The sequence below is a fragment of the Streptomyces sp. STR69 genome (assembly GCF_024519455.1).
In the GTDB taxonomy this organism is placed as follows: Bacteria; Actinomycetota; Actinomycetes; order Streptomycetales; family Streptomycetaceae; genus Streptomyces.
On sequence record NZ_JALJRY010000002.1, the window covers coordinates 77,188 to 95,872 of the forward strand.

The following is an 18,685-nucleotide window of genomic DNA, read 5'->3' on the forward strand; positions in this document are numbered from 1 at the left end:
CGCCGGCGGCCGCGGGGGTCGACTCAAGGACCCCCGCCATCAGGCCGGGACGGGCCGCTCCGCGTGCGTACGGTCGAGCATCGCGCTGAGGACCGCGCCCAGGAGAGCCACGACCGTGAAGGTGATCCAGAGGGCGGACGCCGAGGTGAGGAGCAGCCAGGCTCCCGCGACCGGGACGACCACGGAGGCGATGGACCAGGACGTCTGGTACACCGCCATGCAGGAGGCCTCCATGCCCGGCGCCGCGAGTTCCGCCGCGTATCCGTCGCTGGTCGGTGCGATCACGATCTCGCCGAGCGTGTACACGGTCATCGAGACGAGCGCCAGGCAGACGGCGAACGCCGGAAGCAGCGTGTCCCGCAGGGGGGAGACCAGCGCGAACCCCAACCCGGAGGCCGCGTACAGCGCGCCGCCCAGGGACATCATCCGGGGAGCGCCGCGGTCCGAGGTGCGTTTCACCAACGACTGCTGGAACAGCACCACGAGCGCGCCGTTCACGGCCAGCACGGCGCCGGCCGTCCAGCCGTACAGCCGGGCGTCGTCGACCAGGTAGAGACCGATGAACGTCGACACCACCGTGGCGCATATCGCGAAGCACGTCTTGGCGGCGGTCAGCAGCGCGAAGCCCGGCAGGCGCAGCACCTGCCGGGCTCCGGCAGCCGCGGTGGCAGCGGCGACGTCGGCAGGCGTCCGCGCGGGCGCGTCGGCTTCCGCCCCCGTCCGCCCTCGCAGCCGCACCAGTACGGCGGTGGTGACGGCGAAGCTCGCCGCGTTGACCAGCGCGATCACCCGCAGGCCGCCCGTGCTGTGCGCCGAGGCCAGCACACCGCCGACGAGGGACCCCAGGCACAGGCCGACGTTCCGGGCCCAGCCCACGGTGCCGAACGCGCGTCGGGACGCGGACCCGCGGGCCAGGCGGGCGATCGTGGCGCCGAGCGACACCCACACCGCCTTGTCGAGTACGGCGGACAGGGCCAGCGCGCCGACGGCCAGCGGGGCGGGCAGCGTCACCGCGTAGACGGCGAACAGCACGGTGCGTACGGCGTTGCCCAGGACGAGCGAGCGCAGATGACCCACCGACTGCACGAGGCGCCCCAGGGCCGCGCTCGACCCGATCAGGGCCAGGTTCACCACGGTGAGCGTGATGCCGACGGACGCGACGCCGAGGTGCTGCACCCGGACGAAGTACAGCAGCGCGAAGGGCATGAACATCCCCGAGCCGACCGCGTCCACGATCATCGCCGACACGAACAGCCGGGGCAGCGGCCCGTCCGTACGGCTCATGCGTCGGGAAGTTTGGTCAGCCCCAGAAGCGCGAGCAGCCGGGAGTTCGCCTCGGCCAGCTGCGCCAGGGTCTCGCCGCGGTCCGGTCCACTGCCCAGGACGTAGCCGGCCCGCCACCAGTTGGCGTCCACCCCGGTGAGGGTCGTGCCGGGCGACAGCAGGCGCTCCGCGTGCGTGACGAGCGGCAGCCCCGCACGCACCCCGGCCATCGTGGGGGCGTCCGCGACGGTTCCGGTACCGGCCACGAACTCGACCGCCGCCACCTGCGGGGAGGTGCCGGGCCGCGTCCGCACGGGGTGGGCCTCGCCGAGCGCGACGGAGAGCGCGGCGTCGTACAGGTCGAGTCCGGTGGCTCGCAGCAGCACGTCGCTGATCAGGCCGCCGGCCGGCCGGAAGGCGATCTCGATCAGATGCCACCGGTCGCCGTCGCGCTTGGCCTCCAGGTGGAGCACGGCGTTGTCGATGTCCAGCGCGGTCGCCACGCTGTCGACGAAGTCCCGGGCCGACGGGCCCAGTTCGCGCTGTGTCGCGGGGTCGATCACGTGCCGCGTCTCGACGAAGGACGGCGGCGCGGTGCAGGTCTTCTCGGTGACGCCGACGAACAGCGTGCGCCCCGCCGACACCACGGCTTCGAGGGAGAGTTCCGGCCCCGGCACGAAGTGCTCGACCAACGCCCGCGGTTGACCGGTGGTGGACATCACGGCCGACAGCGCGGCAGGCAGTCCGGCGGGGTCGGCCACCCGCCGGATCCCGAGACTGGCCGCGCCGTCGACGGGCTTGACGATGACCTCGCCGGACGGAGCCGAACGCAGCAGTTCCTCGGCCTCGGCGGGGTCCGCGGTGAGCACGAACGGCAACTCGGCGCCGGTACCGGCCAGTCGGCCCCGCACATCGGCCTTGTGGGTGAGCTCCTCCGCCACCGCCGGTCCGGCGCCGGGCAGCCCCCACTCCTTCGCGAGGCGGGCCGCGATCCGGGTGCCCCAGTCGTTGAAGGCGAGGACGCCGTCGACCTTGCCCTCGAACTCCTTGAGGCGGTCCAGGTCCGGCCCCGGGTCCTGGTGGTCGGTCAGTTGCCAGGCGTGGTTCTCGGTGGCCAGCCGGTCGTACCGGGAGTAGGCGGTCTCGTCCACGAGGACCGTGTCGACACCCCTGCGCTCGGCCACCGCGAAGAAGCGTTCACGCAGTGGTCCGATGCCGATGACCAGGACGGTGGGACGTGCGTTCAAGGCGATCTCTTCCTTCATGAGTGGTTCGGGGGCATGAGTGGTGCGGGCTCGTCAGACGGCCAGGGCCGTGTCCGTACGGCGCAGCAGCGCACGGTGGGCGGGAGCGCCGGGCGGTACGGCACTCAGCAGCGGCTGTGCCACAGCACCCCTGTGCAGCTTGGGAGTTGGGGTTCCGGTGCTGAGCAGCACACCGCGGGCTCCGTGGCCGCGGGCCAGCCGCATGGGCAGATGGTAGGCGACGTGGAAATACGCGCCGATCTCCGCGCTTCCGGGGCCGAGCCCGACCATGCGCGGCAGCACTTCGCGGGCGCCCAGCACCACGGTCGAACTGGCCACGGCCGTTCCGCGGTGGTCCCGCACGAGGATCACGCAGTAGCGGGCGCCGAACGCCTCCCGGAGGCGCTCGTTCACGCGCAGCAGCCGCGCCGGATCACCCGGGAGACCGTGCTTCTCGTCCGAGCACGCCTCCAGCCGCGCGACCTCCCGCTGGATCTCCTCGGTCGGGTCGCCCTGGTGGATCTCGGCGGTCGCACCGGCCTCCGCCAGCGACGCCGACTCCCGCCGCAGCCTGCGTCGCCGGTGCGCGGAGAAGCCCGCGAGGTAGGCGTCCTCGTCCGCTCCGACGTCCGGGATCCGGAAATAGCGGTCGGTGACGCCCACGCTCCAGCCGCGCTCCCGCAGCCGCGGCAGTACGGGGCTGTCCTCGTCGAGATGCAGGAAGCTGAGCAGCCGCCCCTGGGCGCCCGCGTACGCCTCAAGGGCGGTCACCAGGGCGTCCGCGTCGAACTCGGCGCCGCCCGCGGGGAAGACGGACGGCCCGTATCCGAGGGCGCACACGTTCAACTGGCGCACCCCCTCGGCCCTGGCCTCCTTGATGTCCGCCTCGGGCTGGTCCACGGCGCGGCCCGTACCGGCGGACACATCGGTGCAGTTCATCCGGGAGAAGCCGGAGTGGTCGTCCTGGACGCGCACCGCGCAGGCGGCTCCGGCTCCGGGGACCTCCAGGAAACGCACACCGTCCTCGGGCCACCGGTTCGCGGTGAGCCAGGCGCGCGAGGCCCGGGGGTCCGCCGGATCGGCGTTCCAGTAGCCGGCGGGCAGACCGTCCGCCGCCGCGTACTGAGTGACCGTCACATCGCCACCGCTTCCACTCCGTTGCGCACGTGACCCCACCGCACCCGCGTCTCCCGGTGGATCCGCCAGATGTTGTCCTCCGTCAGCAGACGGGAGACGACACCGGGATAGGCCTCTTCGAAGAAGGAGTACGGCGGGGGGACCTCGACACCTTGGGAACCGTAGTCCAGGCGGTCGTCCATACCGTGCCGGCGGGTGATCTCCGTGCCCGGGTGGTACGTCAGGATGTTGGGGCTGGCGAGCATGAGGTAGCCGTCGTCGATGAGCCGGCCCACCTCCTCGATGGTCTCGGCGATGCTGTTCTCGTCCTCGCCGTCCAGCCCGAAGAGGACCGAGCTGCCGACGCGGATCCCGGCCTCGCGCAACAGCCCGAGCGCCAGGCGCACGCGTTCCTTCCACGGGGTGCCCCGCCGCACGTTCTTGTGGACGTGCCGCATCACCTGCTCGGACATGCTCTCGATGCCCAGGTAGACGTAGGTGCAGCCCGCTTCGCGCATCCGGGCCAGGCCGGCTCGTACGATCTCGGACTTCGGGCCGGTGAGCACGTCGACGGTGAGCTGGGCCCCCCACTGCAGCACGGTCAGGCCGCGGTCGATCTGCCTGGCCTCGGCCAGCGCGGTACAGAACTCCTTGATGCGCGGCCAGGAGCCGGACCAGAAGATCGAGTCGTCGAAGAAGGCGGCCTCGGCACCGTATTCGACGTACTCCCTCAGCCGTTCCACCATGCGCTCGGCATCGCCGGGCGCCGACCGCCTGACCTGGCCGAGCAGCGCGGATTCCGAGCAGAAGGTGCACCGCATCGGACAGGTGCCCGAGACGAGGACGTGGGCGCACCGGGACGTCGTACCGTCGTCGCGGGTGAAGATCGGGAACCGGGAGCGGATCAGGAACGGAGCGTACGGAGACGGCTCCTGTTCCGTCGGGACGGGCGGGCCCTCCACCCGGAAGGCGGTCCAGCCGGCGGTGCCGTGGACGAGGATGCTGCCCCGCCCGTACTCCTGTCCTCCCTCGGCGGCCATCCGCTCCAGCTCGGTGACGACCTGCTGTGCGGTGGTCGTGCGGGTCGCCAGGTCCATGGAACGGGCGACGGCCCGCAGGGTGAGGTCGAGCAGCGGGCCGCCGTCGCCGCTCACGACGACGTCCACCGGGGCCGGGTCGGGCCGCCGCGCGCCGGTGGCGGTGGAACTGGGCGCGAGATACACCTCGGCCGGTTCCTGCCGGCGCACCGTCTCGTCCGCGTGCCGTCCGCCCATCACCACAAGGGAGTCGGGACATTCCGCCTTGACCAGGGCGGCGATCTCCAGGGCGTAGCGGTGTGCGGGGGAGACGGCGCTGATCAGGACGACGGAGGGGCGGCGCCGCCGCAGCAGGCTGACGAGGTCGGCGCGGGTGCGGGGGGTCCAGGTCCGGGGGTCGAAGACGGTGTCGTCGGTCGTCCGCACCTCGGTCTCGTGGCGGCGGGACACGTCCGGCCGCTCCTTCTTGCCCGGGAGACGGGGCCACAGCGGGCACAGGTCGTTGTACACGTCGGCCGGGCCGAAGGGATCGGCGAACGAGGCCGTCGCCCGTGCCATGGGGTAACTCAGCGCCGAATAAAGGGCCATGGGATCGCCCGGATACGCGACGTCGTTCTCCTCGTCGGTGATCACCGGCGCGAGAATTCCGAGCACCCCGAACGCGCGCACCGCCCCGGCGGCCTCGAATCCGGCGTCGCGCACCTCGGTCCGCAGCCGGTGGCGCCGGGCGCGCAGTACGGGGTTCTCCCGCGTCGCGGTGTCGGTGCCGTGGCCGCCGATGTGCAGAAGGGCGGGCCCGAAAGTGGCTCGTACCTGAATGCTCGTCACGCCGCCGCCTCTTCCTTCCACTTGTCCGCCAGGGCACTGATGTGCGCGGGCGCCGTTCCGCAACAGCCGCCGACGAAGCCAAGACCGAACTCCTCGGCCCAGCCGTACGCCAGGTCGGCGAACTCCGGGGGCGACAGGGCCGGCGGGAGGGTGCGCTCGCTGTGCTCCCACCGGTCGAGCGCCGTCCGGTCCTCCAGGTTGGGATAGACGCCGACGGGCACGCCGAGGCCGTCGAGCCGTTCCAGCGCGCGCGGGACGGCCGTGCGGGGCAGGCAGTTGGCCGCCACCGCACTCGCTCCGGCGTCGACGCAGGCCAGCGCGGCCTCGCGGAGCGCGTCACCGTCGGGGAGGGCGGCCCCGTCCGTGACGACGAAGCTCACCCAGGTCCGCAGCCCGCGCCGGACCGCGGCCTCGACCGCGATCACGGCCTCGCGGCGCGTGCACTGCGTCTCCACGAGAACGAGATCGGCCCCGGAGTCCGCGAGTACGCCGGCCATCCAGCCGTGCTCGCGGGCGAGGGAGCCGTCGTCCGGGGTGAGCGCCGGGGTGTAGCAGTCCTCGACGGGTGCGACGGAGGCGGCCACCAGGGCGTGCGGTGTTCCGGCGACCCGACGGGCCCGTACGGCACATGTCACGGCCCGGCGCACGTAGCCGGCCTGTTCGCTGTCGGGCACGCCCATGCGGGACAGGGCCCGGGTGTTGGTGCGGAAGGTGTTGGCGGTGACGAGGTCGCTGCCGCTCTCCAGGAACTCCGCGTGGACCTTCACCAGCGCGTCCGTCCCGGCCCGGTCGCGCAGCGGCGCGCTGGTGAGCCACGGCGCGAGCATGGGGATGCCGGCCGCCTGGAGGCCGGTGGCCGTACCGCCGTCGAGGATCCTGGGGAGGGGGCTCACGCGATCTCCCCGAGACTCCGCGGGGTCGTCTCCTCGCCGCCCCACGCCAGGAACTCGTCGACCCATTCGGCGGGCATCAGATTTATCTTCTGGTCGGCGAACGGGCGCTCCTGAGGGGGGATCCAGTCGTCGTCGCCGCGGCTCGGGACCGAGCCGTCGGGCCTGACGATGTGCGGGCCGTAGTAGAACCAGGCGATCTGCCCCACGAACTCGTTCAGCACCGCTCTGTGTATGTCGGGGGAGAACATGCGCAGATGCGCGTGGGCCACGGAGAGTTCACCGCGGAGATTGAAGGGGGCGCGCATGAGGTAGTGCCCGAAATAGTCGTGGGTGGCACGCAGTACGTCGTTGCGGAGGGCCGGGGTGCCGTCGATCTCGGTGCCCGACTGCGACAGGAGGGGGTTGTCGGGATCCTCGTAGCCCTCCGGCCCGTGTCCGTGCTCCGTGGGGAACACATAGAGGTCCTCACCGGCGTCCAGGGCCGCGCAGAGCTCGCGGGAGGCTCCGTAGGGCTGCCCGGAACTCCGGAAGTAGCGCACCTTCAGCCCCATGTCGGTCATACAGGCGAGCTGGGCGCGCGCTTCCTCCGCCATCCGCAGGTACTGGCCGCGGGCGTCGGGATCATTGGGGAGGCTCTGTTGTTCGTGAAAACGCTGCGCTATTTTCCGCACCAATCGTTCCGGAACGCCCGGCGCCCGGAAATCGGAACCCACCCATTTCTCTTCCAGATTGGCGCGGCGAAGATAGAGCCGAGAGACCTCGCGAACGTCGACGACCATGAGAAAACCCCCGAGATATCCGTTTCACAAACGGAGCGACAGCCCTTGGTGCGGCGGATTCCATGGTTGCCGCAGGGCGGTGCGGGAGCATGCCGCAGGAACCGGTGACACCGTTTCGGGGGACGCCGTCCCGCCCGTGTGAAGGGGAGACGGGAACGCGGCGGGATCGAATCGGGAAGCCGCGGGCGGATGTTGAGCACATGCGAACTGCGATATGTGAGCGACAGCCGTTGGTTCTCATGGGCCTGGCGCACCTGCTGAGTGCCCAGTCGTCCTGCGAAGTGGTGTTCACCTCGGCCGATGCGCTTCCCGGGGCCGGGGAACGGATCGATGTCCTGGTCGTCGGGGAGAGCGTGGCGGCCGGCCTGCCGGAGACGTGGGCGCGGTCCGGCACCGGGGACGAGATACCGGACGTGGTGGTGGTGCGGGCGGACGCGACCGCGGAGGAGGTGCTGCGGTCGGTGTCCGAGGCGGTGGCACGCTCGTCCACGGAGTCCGTGACGGAACGCCCGGCGGCGGCGTTGTCACCGCGGGAGCAGGAGGTACTGCGTTTCATCGCGCTGGGAATGACCCATGGGCAGGTGGCCCGGCGTATCGGGATCAGCCATCACACGGTGGACACCTACGTCAAGCGAGTACGGTCGAAGTTCAGCGTCGGAAACAAGGCCGAACTCACGCGAATCGCACTCGGCTTGATGCCACTTTGAACGAACCTTTACCCGCGCCGAGACCCTGTGACTAACGCCGTACCATTCGCCCCCCAAACCTCTTATGATCGCGAGGCGAGGCTCTAACCGAGCCTCTGTAGAGCCCCTACCAGGGCTTTCTGCATGACGGGGGGACAGAGCATCCATGTCCGAACAGGGAGACGGAGCACTGCGGTTCAACATCCTCGGGCCGCTGGAGGGATGGCTGGGCACCACCCGGCTGCGCCTGGGCGGAGCGATCCAGGAGCGGGTTCTGGTGACCCTGCTGCTCGAACGCGGCAGGGTGGTACCGGTGTCACGCCTGGTGCAGGCCGCGTGGGACGACGATCCACCGGCGACCGCCACGCACCAGATACGCAAGGCCGTCGCCGACCTTCGCCGGCGCGTGCCGGACGGCGGCAGAATGGTCGTCACCGAAGGACCGGGCTACCGGGCGATGGTGACCGACACCGAACTGGATCTGACGGAATTCGGGACCCACCTCCGCGCAGCGGGCCGCGCGGTCGCCGAGGGCCGGTCCCCGGAGGCCGTGGAAGCACTGCGCCGGGCGCTCGCGCTGTGGCGCGGGCCGGTCATGGCGGACACCGGAGGCGCCGTGATCCAGGCTGTCGCAACCGCGCTCGACGAACGCCGGCTGGCCGCCGCCGAGCAGTTCTTCGAACTGCGCCTCGGCCTCGGCGAGGCTTCCGAGCTGATCGGTGACCTCCGGGACCTCATCGCCCGGAACCCCTTGCGCGAGACCCTGCGGGGCCAGCTGATCCTGGCGCTGTACCGCACGGGCTGTCAGGCGCAGGCTCTCCAGGAGTACCAGAAGGTCCGGGAACTGCTGCTGGAGGAACTCGGGATCGACCCCGGACCGAGACTGAGCGAGCTGCACGCCGCGATCCTGCGCGAGGCCCCGGAACTGGGCGTACCCGGGCTGCTGTTGCCGCCGCCCCCCGAGCCGGTGGCACAGCCTGCCGCTCCTGCCGCCGTCCCGCGGACCGACCGGCCCGCACCCCCGTGCACCCTGCCCTGCGACCTCTCGGACTTCACCGGCCGGAAAAGGGAACTGGACGCACTGGTCGACCGCATCAACGGCGGTGGTGCGGCAGGGCAGCGACGCAGCCCGATCGTGGCGATCGACGGAATGGGCGGCAGCGGCAAGACCTCTCTCGTCGTCCGCGCGGCCCATCAGGTGGCCGCGGACTTCCCGGACGGTCAGCTCCACCTCGACCTCCGCGGCTTCACCCCCGGTGAGCCGCCGGTCTCGCCGGCGACCGCCCTCGACGTACTGCTCAGGGCGCTCGGCACCCCGGGTGACCGAATACCCGACGACATCCAGGGCCGTACCGCGCTGTGGCGCTCCCAACTGGCCGAGCGGCGGTTGCTGTTGCTGATCGACAACGTCATCGACGTCGGCCAGGTGCTCCCCCTGCTGCCCGTCACGCACGGCTGTCTGGTCCTGATCACCAGCCGGGCCAGGCTCGTCGACCTCGACGGGGCCGAGTGGGTCTCGATCGGCCCGATGTCCCATGAGGACAGCACGCTGCTGATAGAGGAAGTACTCGGCACTACGCGCGTCGCGGCCGAGTCGGAGGCGACGGCCGAACTGGTCCACCTCTGCGGCCGTCTTCCGCTGGCGCTGCGCATCGTCGCCGCCCGGCTGCGCAACCGACCGCGGTGGACCGTGGAGTACATGGTCGACCGGTTGCGTGACGAGACCCGTCGGCTGGAGGAGCTGAGCGCGGGTGAACGCAGCGTCGCGGCGTCCCTGCGGCTCTCGTACCAGATCATGGACGAGGAACACCGCATCGCCCTGCGCATCCTGGGCCTGCACCCCGGTGCCGACATCGACGTGTACGCGGCGGCCGCCCTGCTGGGCACGGACCGGCACGACGCGGAGAACGTACTGGAACGGCTGCTGGACGTGCACCTGCTGGAGCAACCCGCCATCGGCCAGTACCGGTTCCACGACCTGGTGCGCAACTTCGCACAGAGCCAGTGCGGTCCGGACACCGCACGGGACGACACCGCGGCCGTCCAACGGCTGCTCGACTACTACGTCACGATCACCGAGACCGCGTGCGAGCTGCTCTTCAGCGGTCGCAAGCGCCGCTCCACCGGCATCGTTCCCTACGCCGGTGACCAGCCGCTGTTCGTGGACGCGGCGCGCACCGGCCGCTGGCTGGACCGGGAACACGGGAACCTGACCGCGGCGATCTCCCTCGCGTACCGCTCCGGCCTCGACCGCCACACGGTGTGCCTCGCCCGCAACATCGTCTTCAGGCTCAACGCCCGAGGACAGTTCCAGGAGTTCAGGGACGTCGGCCGGATCGCCGTCGAGGCCGCCCGGAGGCTGGAGGACGTGGGCCTGCTGAGCGTCAGCCTGTCCAATCTGGGCGTCGCCTGCTGGAAACTGGGGCACTTCGAGGAGGGCCTCGAGGTGGCCACGGAGGCACGTGACGTCGCCGTCCGCCTCCGCGATCAGCACACCGAGGCACACGGCGAGTCCACGATCGGACTGCTGCTGACCGTGCTCGGGCGACACCCCGAGGCACTGCTGCATCTGGAACGCGCCCTCGCCCTGGAACGCGAGCTGGACATTCCGCGGGCCGAGGCCGAGACGCTCACCAACCTCAGCACCCTGTACGCGCAGTGGGGCAGGTGCGAGGAGGCGGCCACAGCCGCGCGTCAGGCCCTGGAACTCCACCGGACCTTCGAGTACCGCGACAACCACGTGATGGCGCTGACCGATCTGGCCTTCGCCCACCTCGGACTGGGCGAGTACGAGGACGCCCGCGTCTGCCTCGAAGAGGCTCGCGCCATGTGCGACCCCACGAGCCCGCCGGGCGATGTCGCCCTGGCCCTGGCACTGTCCGCCGAGGTCGACGAGTGCCTGGGCCGCCGGTCGGAGGCGGCCGGTTTCGCGCGCCGGGCACTGGAGCTGGCACGGATGAGCGGCAGTCCGACGAGGCAGGCGAAGGTCGAGAACCTCATCGGCGGATTCTGCCGGCGGAGGAACGAACACGAGAGGGCCCTGTCGCTCCACGCCCACGCCCATGAACTCGCCACCGCCATCCAGTACCGGGCGGAGAGCGCACGGGCGTTGCACGGGATGGCCTGTGCGGAGGAGGCACTCGGTGACACGGCCCGGGCCCGTGAACACAGGGGCGCGGCTGCGGAGTTGCTCGACTCCATGGGCTGTCGCGCGCCTCTTGTCGACGACCGGGTCAGGACGTGACCGACGTGGGTCCCTGATTGTCCGCGACGACGTGGTGGGCGGTGTGGTGAGGGCCGGGCGCGCCGGAGCCGACCGTCGCTCCCACGCCGAGTACCAGGGCCGCCGCCGAGAGGGCGCCGACGAGCGTGGTCAGCAGTGTGCGCATGGTTCTCCTTGGTGACGGTTGCCGCTTGGGGTGACGTCGTCATGCTTGTCGCGGCCCTTCCCGTCCCGGTCCCGTCTCGTTACCGCCTCCTCACCGCTGCGTCGGTTCCGCTTCGCGCGGGGCATGCCACCTCTGCCGTACGGCGGCGAGCCGTTCGTCCACCTCCTGGCGGGAACCACCGTGGACGATGACCTGGACGTGCTCGGGGCCGCCCTCGTCGGCTTCCGCCACCCGGACGTCGTCGACGTGGTCCATCGCGCCGATGACGTCGAGGGCCGCCGCCAGGTCCGCTCCGCGGTGGCTCAGGGGCAGGCGGGCGAGGGCCGCGGACCGGCCGGGCGCCGGATACCGGCGCGGCGATCCGGACAGCGCCGACAGGACGTCCTCCTCCGGGACCCGGCCGGTCGACGCCCGCAGCAGGCGGCGGATCGGCCGCGGGCCGAGCCGTGCCTTCGAAGCGGCGATCCGCGGGCCGTTCGCGGTGACGACCACCTGGGTGTGGGCGGGCCCCGACTGGAGCCCTGCCAGATCCAGCAGAGCCCGTACCGCGGTTCGGATCTCGGCCGTGCAGGCTTCGGACAGGGCCGCCGGATGCAGCAGATCGGCACCGGCGTACGTCCCGGTGGTCATCCCGGTCACCTCGTGCATGCCCTCGCAGGTGAGCGTGTCCACGCTGACCCGCGGTCCGGACAGCAGCTCCTCGACCAGATGGGGCCCGGCGGGGGCGTCGGCCACCCATTTCTCCAGGTCGTCCCTGTTCCGTACGACGGTGGTCCTCGGCACGGGGCCGGCCTTGACGGCCACGGGCAGCGGGAAGTCCTCGACGAGCGCGCGTACGGCCTCCACCGTGGTGGCCGTCTCGGCCCGGACGACGGACACCCCGCTCTGATTGAGGATCCGCCGCATGACCGCGGGGTCACGGAGCCTGCGCAGGGGTTCCGCCCGCTCCGGTGACAGTTCCCGAAGGGCCCGCTCGACGGCGAGGTGCAGCACCTCCGAGTCACCGAGGTACACGATGTGCGGGATCTCGTGCGTGCGAGCGGTCCCCACCAGGGCGGAATGCAGCGCGTCCACGTCGTCCGGGTCCACGGACAGCCGTCGATCGGTGTCGGGCGCGGCGGTCGCCTGACACTCGACCGACCAGGTGTCGCAGCCAGCGGTCGCCGCCGCCGCACGTAACCCGGCGTCCGGCTCCAGGAGCAGCACCCGCCGTGGATTCACCGTCACTGCCTCCCTTTCTGTAGTCCCGCACGTGCTGCTGGAGGAGCAGACCTGTCAGTAGTAGTGGCGCATGATGTCGGTGGCCCAGGCGGGTTGGGTGGTGGTGTCCTGGGGGCCGAATTCGCTCATGTAGGGCTTGATGTCGAGGACGGGCGTGTTGTCGACGGCGTCGAGGCCCTGGACGTGGAGGTCGAGTCCGTCGGTGTGCAGCAGGCGGCAGCGGGAGACGCCGATACGGTTGGGGCGGTTCTTGCCGCGCTGGGCGAAGATGCCGACCAGGGGCCAGTCGGTGTTGCCCCGGGGATGGCGGGCACCGGTCTCGATCTTCTCCACGGGGACCCGGTCGAAGTGGTAGACGACCTCCAGGTGGGAGAAGGCGTCCAGACCGGCCAGCGCGTCCGGCCCGAACAGGGTCCCGTCCAGCCGGATGACCGCCTTCACTCCGCCCCAGTCGTCGTCCCGCACCTCCTCCCGGCCACCGACCACCCGGCCCACCGGGACCGACACCACCCCGGCCGGGGCGCTGTTCTCAGACATCTTGCTGTGCCTTTCGTCGGAGGATCATGTGTCACGCGGCGCCCGAGCGTACTGCAGGGGCAGGTGTGACGCCGTACCAGAAGAGTTCCATGCGGTCCCGCAACAGCCCCAGGAGATCGCGGAGTTGGGCGTGGTCCGGGGCGGTTCCGTACACCACGCCGATGGCGCCGAGCGTGCCTTTGCGCCAGTCGCCGGGGCGGCCGTCCGGTGCGGAGACCTCGACCAGATCGACGCCGGGGAGTTCCTCCAGCGTCTCGACGAGCGAGAGCGGCCCCGGGGTCACCGGGTCCGAGGGCGGGATCAGCAGGTACTGGAAGGCCACCGGGTCCGGTCCCCGCCCCGGCACCGAGGGCTCCGGCACCGCCAGGGGGAGCCCCAGCGCCAGTCGCAGCGCCGCCGCCACCAGGTCGTACCCCGTGCGGCGTTGCACGATCTCGGCCACGAACCCGCCCAGCCGCCCGTTGACCTCGATGATCCGCGGACCGTCGGCGGTGAGCTTGACCTCGGTGTGGGTGATGCCGTGCCGGATGCCGAGCGCCCGTACCGCGGCCTGTTCGAGCCCTACGACGTCCGCGGCCAGGGAGGCCGGGACCGGCGCGGGGAGGATGTGTCCGGTCTCCCTGAACGGCGGGACGAGCGGGGGCTTCCCGGTGACGGCGACGGTCCGGGGCTCGCCGTCGACGATCAGGGACTCGACGGAGACGTAGTCGCCCCACCCCGAGTCCGCGTGCCGGGGATCTCCCCGCAGGTACTCCTCCAGGACGAAGTCCCTGGGCGCGTTCCCGGTGAACTCCGCCAGCCGCTGCCGGCACTCGTCGGCCGATCCGATCAGGCAGGTGTCCACGCTGCCCGCCCCGTGCCGCGGCTTGAGCACCGCGGGCGTGCCCGTGACGGCGAGGGCACCGGCGCAGTCGTCCGGGTGCCGGAGCAGGGCGCACCCGGTGTGCTGTACGCCGTGGTCCGCCAGGACGCGCCGCTGGCGGAACTTGTCGGTGAGGGTGTCGACGGTCCCGGCGGAGTGGAAGGGCAGCCCGCAGTGGGCGGCCACCGCCGCGGTGAGCCGCAGACGGTGTTCGCTGAAGGTGACGATGCCGTCGGGAGACAACCCCGCGGCGAGCCGGCCCACCTCCTCCGCACCGAGGCCGGTGATGTCCACGACGTCGCCGTGCGCCGCGACCTGGCCCAACTCGGCCTTGAGCGCCGGGTGTTCCGGCTCGCACAGAAACACGACCCGGCACAGCCGCCGGGCCGCCGACAGGACGCGCAGCGGACCGGCGGAACCCTGGTCGTGGACGACCAGGAGCGTGGGGAGAGCAGAGTGCCGCAAGGGGGTGCCTCCGTGACGGACGGGCCCCTAGGCCCGGCGGGCGGTGATGTTCAGGCGGACGTAGTCCACGACCGGTTCGGGGAGGCGGGCGGCGACCGCGTGGACGAACTCCTCGTGGTCGGCCTCGGGGAGGCGGTCCAGGTGGGAGCCGAGGACCACGGTGGCCAGGTAGCTCCACAGCTGCTCGCCCGGATCCAGCCGTGCCGGGTCGGGCAGGAGGTTGACCTCGATGTCGGTGAACCCGGCGTTCCGCAGCCGCTCGGTGGTCTCCTCGACGCCGGCGAAGTACCAGACCTTCTCCTTCTCGGCGGGCGCGCCGAGCACGTCCTCGACGGCGGCGTTGATCTTCGAGACGTTGCCCTGGCCACCGCACTCGGCGACGAACTGGCCGCCGGGCCGCAGGTGTTGGGCCAGGTTGTCGAACAGCGCGGCGTGGTCGGTGATCCAGTGGAAGGTGGCGACGCTGGTGATCGCGTCGACCTGGCCGTCGACCGGCAGGGGCTTGGTGAGGTCGGCCTGTACGACCTCGACCCGGTCGAGGCGGTCGGCCAGCTTCACCCGGAGCTGTTCGAGCATCCGGCCGGATCCGTCGACCCCGATCACCCGGCCCTCCGGCACCAGGTCGAGCAGCGAGGCCGTGTCGCGCCCCGTGCCGCAGCCGGCGTCCAGGACGGTCTCACCGCCCTTGAGGTTCAGCCGGCCGAGGGTGCGCTTGCCCCACCCCTGGTGCGGCAGGGGAAGCGAGTCGTACGTCTTGGCGTCCCATTCACGGGGCACGGTGCTGCTCCTTCATGTCGTTTGCGCGGTTCACGCGTTGGTGGGGTTCGGGTCGACGCGTACACCGTCGAGGACCAGCCCGACCTCGATCGGGTGGGCGTCCCTGACCAGCCGCAGGGCGTCTCCCTCGGCGAGCCAGCGGCGCACGGCGTCGACGGGGTCCGGGCCGGACGGGTCGGCGGGCAGCAGCTGGACGAGGATGTTGCGCAGTCCGGCCGGGGAGTCGTGGGCGGAGTAGGGCCCGCGCAGGTCGATACGGCCGGAGGTGTGGACCGAGGCGGTCGGCCCGCCCGGGCCCGGGGCGTCCGGGGCCGTGTAGCCGAGTGCCTCCGCCGCCAGAGCGGTCAGGACGTACTCCTGGGCGCTCGGCGCGAGATCGGCGCCGAAGAGCTGCTTGGGCTGGTCGGACTCGGCCTGCGTGCCGTCCACCTCGGCGAGCACATGGGTGCCCACCTCCCACATCACGCGGGCCGCGCGCCGCCGGACTGACGCGCCCGGCTCGGCCCCGGCCGGGACCGGTCGGCTGGTGAGGTGCACGTCCTGGGCGGTCTGCACGACGGCCTTGATCTCGTTGGGCTCCGCGAGCGTGTGATGGGCGCTGCCCCGCTCGCGTGCCGCCGCGACCGCGCGCCGGGCCTGCTCGACGGAGACGTCCCCGTCGATCCGTATCTCGTACGACAGCCCGGCCGGGCCGCCGTCCGAGGTGAACTCGACGCAGGGCAGCACCTCGACGAGGGCGGGGCCGCACCCTTCGCCGGTCAGATGGGTGACGACGCTGTCCGTCACGGACGCGCCGAGCGCCACCAGCAGGGAACCGACCGGATCGAGGCAGTCGCCGCCGGCGGACGAGCCCCAGCGTTGCTCGATACCGAAGGCCCGGGCGACCCTGGTGGACCCCAGCCGCATCGGTTCGGTGTGCACCCGGCAGCGGTCGGGGGACGTGGGATGCGCCACCACGCCGATGCTGAGCTGTGCCTCCCACGAGTCCTCACGGATCTGCTCGGCCAGGGCCTGCCTGGCGCGCAGATCGATGCCGTTCAGCATCGTTCTCCTCCGTTCCCGCTCTGGGCGAGGCAGGCGTCCAGAGCCCGCCGGAGCCCGCGCAGCAGCCCGTCGCAGTCCTCGACGCCCACCGACAGCCGCACCAACTGCCGGGAGACGCCGGCCTCACGGCGCACCCGCTCGCTCAGGTGGGCATGGGTGGTGCGGGCCGGGACCCGGGCCGCGGTGGCCAGGGCCGTGCCGTCCGGGCGGCAGGCGTTCAGTACTCCGGAGAGGTCCCGGATCTCGGGCCGGACCTCGAAGGACAGCAGTCCGCCGAAGCCCTGATGGGTTTCCAGGGCCCAGGGAGCCTCGTCGAACGACGGACGGTGCACCGTCCGTACGGCGGGGTGCTCGCGCAGTGCCTCGGCGACGCGCTCCGCGTCCCGCCGCTGGGCCGCCAGGCGCAACTGCAGGGTGGGCAGGGAGCGTTCCAGCAGGTGCGCCGACCAGTTGTCGACCTCGCCGCCGAAGCGGGCGCACTGCTCCTGGATCCGCGGCAGGTACCGGCCGATGCCGGTCACCAGGGCGGCCTCGACGTCGCCCCAGGCGTCCAGATAGGGAGAGGTGTTCTCGACGACGACCACGGCGCCGGTCTCCAGAGGCCGCAGCTGGGCGGGCGAGAGGGCGGTGTTGTCGACGACCAGCAGCAGGTCGTTCATCTGGGCGTGGATGGCGATGTCGTTGAGCGGATACAGCCGCATCAGCGGATCGCTCAGAGACTGCGTGTACACGACCTGGGTCGCGGGTTCCACGGCCGCCGTCACCGCGTCCAGATCGGTGCAGTCGACGAAGGTGACCGTCCGTCCGAGGCCGGTGAGCTCCTCGGCCAGGACACCGCGCAGCGGGTCGCAGGTCTGGTCCGAGGCGACGATGTGGCCCCCCGGATTGGTCAGTGCGAGCAGTACGGCCGTCGTGGCGGCCACGTGGCCGGGCACGAGCAGCGCCGCCTCGGCGCCGTGCAGGGCGGCGAACGCGTCCTCGACCCTGCGCCTGGCTCCGCGGGAGCTCGGCGATGCCGTGGACGGTGCGGTCGTCTCAGTGGTCTGTCGCATGGTCACCGCCGGCACACGGGCGCGTCGGACAGGCCGATGCGCTGGTGGAAGTAGTGGAAGATGATCTCCTCGTGCAGCGCTTCGCCGTCCAGGGTCGGCTTCAGCGCGGTGCCGTCGTCGACCTTCTCGACGAGCCCGCGCTCCAGCAGTTCACTGAACGCGGAGGCGAAGGGCTCCATCGTGAGCAGGTCGGCGCCGAAGCGCTGCCGGTAGCGGTCGAGGACGATCGGCTGGTTGGCCTTGAAGTTGAAGCCGAGCGCGGTGCCGATGGCCTTGTGCCCGGAGAGCCGCCGGCCGAAGTTGAGCGGCAGGCCCTCGTTGTTCTGCATGAAGGAGACGTACTTGCTGATGTCGGTGACGTTGTGCGTCTGGAGGAACTCCTCCTGGTCACCGGTCAGCCACCCGTAGGCCCCGGGACCGTACGCGATCATGGTGTTGTAGTGCTCCCACTTGTTCTTCGACGTCTGCGGGATGTTTCCGCCCTCGTACGTCCCCGGGCGGCTCCACCAGCCGCAGGGGCTCGGGTAGTACCCCTGCTCCAGCAGGACCTCGACGGCCTCCTGGCGCATCGCGTAGGTCGAGTCCAGGTCCGGGAAACGGCCCTCGGTGATGAGGCGTTCACGGACGGCGGGGTTGTTCCAGACCGCCCGGTTGCCGATGCCCATCTCCTCGCGGTCCGCGTTGCGCAGCCGGTAGATGGTGATGGTCGGGACACCGAGATCGGTGAGGATCCGCATGTCGCGGCGAACCGACTCCGGGGTCTGGTACGGCAGTCCGAACATCATGTCGACGTTGAAGGGGCAGCCCGTCGCGAGCAGGTTCTCCACGGCCTCGATGGACTGGGCCGAGGAGTGACGGCGCTTGGTGAAGTCGTTCACCTCGTCCTGCAGGGACTGCACGCCGAGGCTGAATCGGTTGAAGCCCAACTCCCGTGCCGTCTCCAGATGATGGCGCTGGAAGTTCTCGGGGTTGCCCTCGATGTTGAACTCGACGTTGTCCGAGAGGTCGTAGTTCTCGCGCACGTGCCGGACCAACGGCTCGATGAAGTCAGGGCTGTTGAGCAGCAGGGCCGCGGTGCCGCCGCCGATGTAGAAGGACTCGACGGACGCCCGGGGTATCCAGTCGAAGCGGTCCAGATAGCGGCGGGACTCCTCGATCAGCAGCTCGGACCAGAGGCTCAGCGCGGAGTCCTCCTTGCCGCGTGGCACCAGCCGTTTGACGTAGTTGCAGAAATGACAGATGTAGTTGCACAGCGGCAGGTGGAAGTACAGGTGCGCCGGGTGCCCCGCCCCGGGGAACGCGCCGTACTCGGCGGCGAGTTCGTCGCTGCCGAGCCGGTCGCCCTCGTTCGAGGTGACGTTGATGTTGTACTCGTCGCGAGGGATCTGCAGCTGCGGGTTGCGGTCGAGAAGGCGGCCGAGGTTGAGTTCGAGGTCGACCGGGGTGGTGCCGTTGCCGGTGGTGAGGATGGACATGGTGGTCTCCTTGGCTG

The 18,685-nt window shown here is 71.2% G+C and carries 16 protein-coding genes; 2 read left to right on the forward strand and 14 right to left on the reverse strand.

Translation table 11 applies throughout. From position 1 onward, the window contains the following. Positions 1-39 precede the first annotated feature (39 nt). The 6 genes from OC490_RS04060 to OC490_RS04085 are packed head-to-tail and all read right to left on the reverse strand — an operon-like array spanning position 40 to position 6,974. Positions 40-1,284, reverse strand: coding sequence for an MFS transporter (locus OC490_RS04060; protein ID WP_262056386.1), 1,245 nt, complete (start codon positions 1,282-1,284; stop codon positions 40-42). Next, positions 1,281-2,510 carry an ATP-grasp domain-containing protein gene (locus OC490_RS04065; RefSeq protein WP_262056387.1) on the reverse strand — a complete coding sequence of 410 codons (1,230 nt, stop codon included), beginning with the start codon at positions 2,508-2,510 and terminating at the stop codon, positions 1,281-1,283. Before OC490_RS04065 ends, OC490_RS04060 begins: the two co-directional genes overlap by 4 nt. Positions 2,511-2,561: 51 nt before the next feature. Then, the gene (locus OC490_RS04070; RefSeq protein WP_262056388.1) at positions 2,562-3,644 is read right to left on the reverse strand and encodes a peptidogalycan biosysnthesis protein; all 1,083 of its coding nucleotides are present in this window, start codon (positions 3,642-3,644) and stop codon (positions 2,562-2,564) included. Next, positions 3,641-5,488 carry a B12-binding domain-containing radical SAM protein gene (locus OC490_RS04075; RefSeq protein WP_262056389.1) on the reverse strand — a complete coding sequence of 616 codons (1,848 nt, stop codon included), beginning with the start codon at positions 5,486-5,488 and terminating at the stop codon, positions 3,641-3,643. Before OC490_RS04075 ends, OC490_RS04070 begins: the two co-directional genes overlap by 4 nt. Continuing rightward, positions 5,485-6,381 (reverse strand): homocysteine S-methyltransferase family protein, encoded by an 897-nt coding sequence (locus tag OC490_RS04080; protein ID WP_262056390.1) that lies wholly within the window; start codon positions 6,379-6,381, stop codon positions 5,485-5,487. Before OC490_RS04080 ends, OC490_RS04075 begins: the two co-directional genes overlap by 4 nt. After that, positions 6,378-6,974, reverse strand: a complete 597-nt coding sequence (locus tag OC490_RS04085) for a hypothetical protein (protein WP_262056391.1) — start codon at positions 6,972-6,974, stop codon at positions 6,378-6,380. The genes OC490_RS04080 and OC490_RS04085 overlap by 4 nt, the downstream gene beginning before the upstream one ends. Positions 6,975-7,360: 386 nt before the next feature. Here OC490_RS04085 and OC490_RS04090 point away from each other — a divergent pair, with 386 nt between their 5' ends. Further along, entirely contained in the window at positions 7,361-7,867 is a 507-nt protein-coding gene (locus tag OC490_RS04090) for a response regulator transcription factor (protein ID WP_262056392.1), read from the forward strand. Between the two features lie 145 nt (positions 7,868-8,012). Next, positions 8,013-11,090, forward strand: coding sequence for an AfsR/SARP family transcriptional regulator (locus tag OC490_RS04095; protein WP_262056393.1), 3,078 nt, complete (start codon positions 8,013-8,015; stop codon positions 11,088-11,090). Here OC490_RS04095 and OC490_RS04100 read toward each other — a convergent pair. The 8 genes from OC490_RS04100 to OC490_RS04135 all read right to left on the reverse strand — a co-directional run bounded on the left by OC490_RS04100 (position 11,080) and on the right by OC490_RS04135 (position 18,668). After that, entirely contained in the window at positions 11,080-11,235 is a 156-nt protein-coding gene (locus OC490_RS04100; protein WP_262056394.1) for a hypothetical protein, read from the reverse strand. The two genes, OC490_RS04095 and OC490_RS04100, sit on opposite strands and share 11 nt — an antisense overlap. A gap of 90 nt (positions 11,236-11,325) precedes the next feature. Next, positions 11,326-12,456 carry an acetyl-CoA carboxylase biotin carboxylase subunit family protein gene (locus OC490_RS04105; protein WP_262056395.1) on the reverse strand — a complete coding sequence of 377 codons (1,131 nt, stop codon included), beginning with the start codon at positions 12,454-12,456 and terminating at the stop codon, positions 11,326-11,328. 54 nt (positions 12,457-12,510) lie between these two features. Next, entirely contained in the window at positions 12,511-12,993 is a 483-nt protein-coding gene (locus OC490_RS04110; RefSeq protein WP_262056396.1) for an SAM-dependent methyltransferase, read from the reverse strand. A gap of 31 nt (positions 12,994-13,024) precedes the next feature. After that, positions 13,025-14,320 carry an acetyl-CoA carboxylase biotin carboxylase subunit family protein gene (locus OC490_RS04115; protein ID WP_262056397.1) on the reverse strand — a complete coding sequence of 432 codons (1,296 nt, stop codon included), beginning with the start codon at positions 14,318-14,320 and terminating at the stop codon, positions 13,025-13,027. Between the two features lie 27 nt (positions 14,321-14,347). Further along, a complete protein-coding gene (locus OC490_RS04120; protein ID WP_262056398.1) occupies positions 14,348-15,097 on the reverse strand; it encodes a class I SAM-dependent methyltransferase in 750 nt (249 codons plus the stop codon). Positions 15,098-15,127: 30 nt separating this feature from the next. Beyond that, a complete protein-coding gene (locus tag OC490_RS04125) occupies positions 15,128-16,141 on the reverse strand; it encodes a hypothetical protein (RefSeq protein ID WP_262056399.1) in 1,014 nt (337 codons plus the stop codon). Continuing rightward, positions 16,135-17,193: a PLP-dependent transferase gene (locus OC490_RS04130; RefSeq protein ID WP_262056400.1), complete on the reverse strand. Its 1,059-nt coding sequence runs from the start codon at positions 17,191-17,193 to the stop codon at positions 16,135-16,137. Before OC490_RS04130 ends, OC490_RS04125 begins: the two co-directional genes overlap by 7 nt. 2 nt (positions 17,194-17,195) lie before the next feature. Continuing rightward, complete coding sequence (locus tag OC490_RS04135) at positions 17,196-18,668, reverse strand: radical SAM protein (RefSeq protein WP_262056401.1); 1,473 nt, start codon at positions 18,666-18,668, stop codon at positions 17,196-17,198. Positions 18,669-18,685 lie beyond the last annotated feature (17 nt).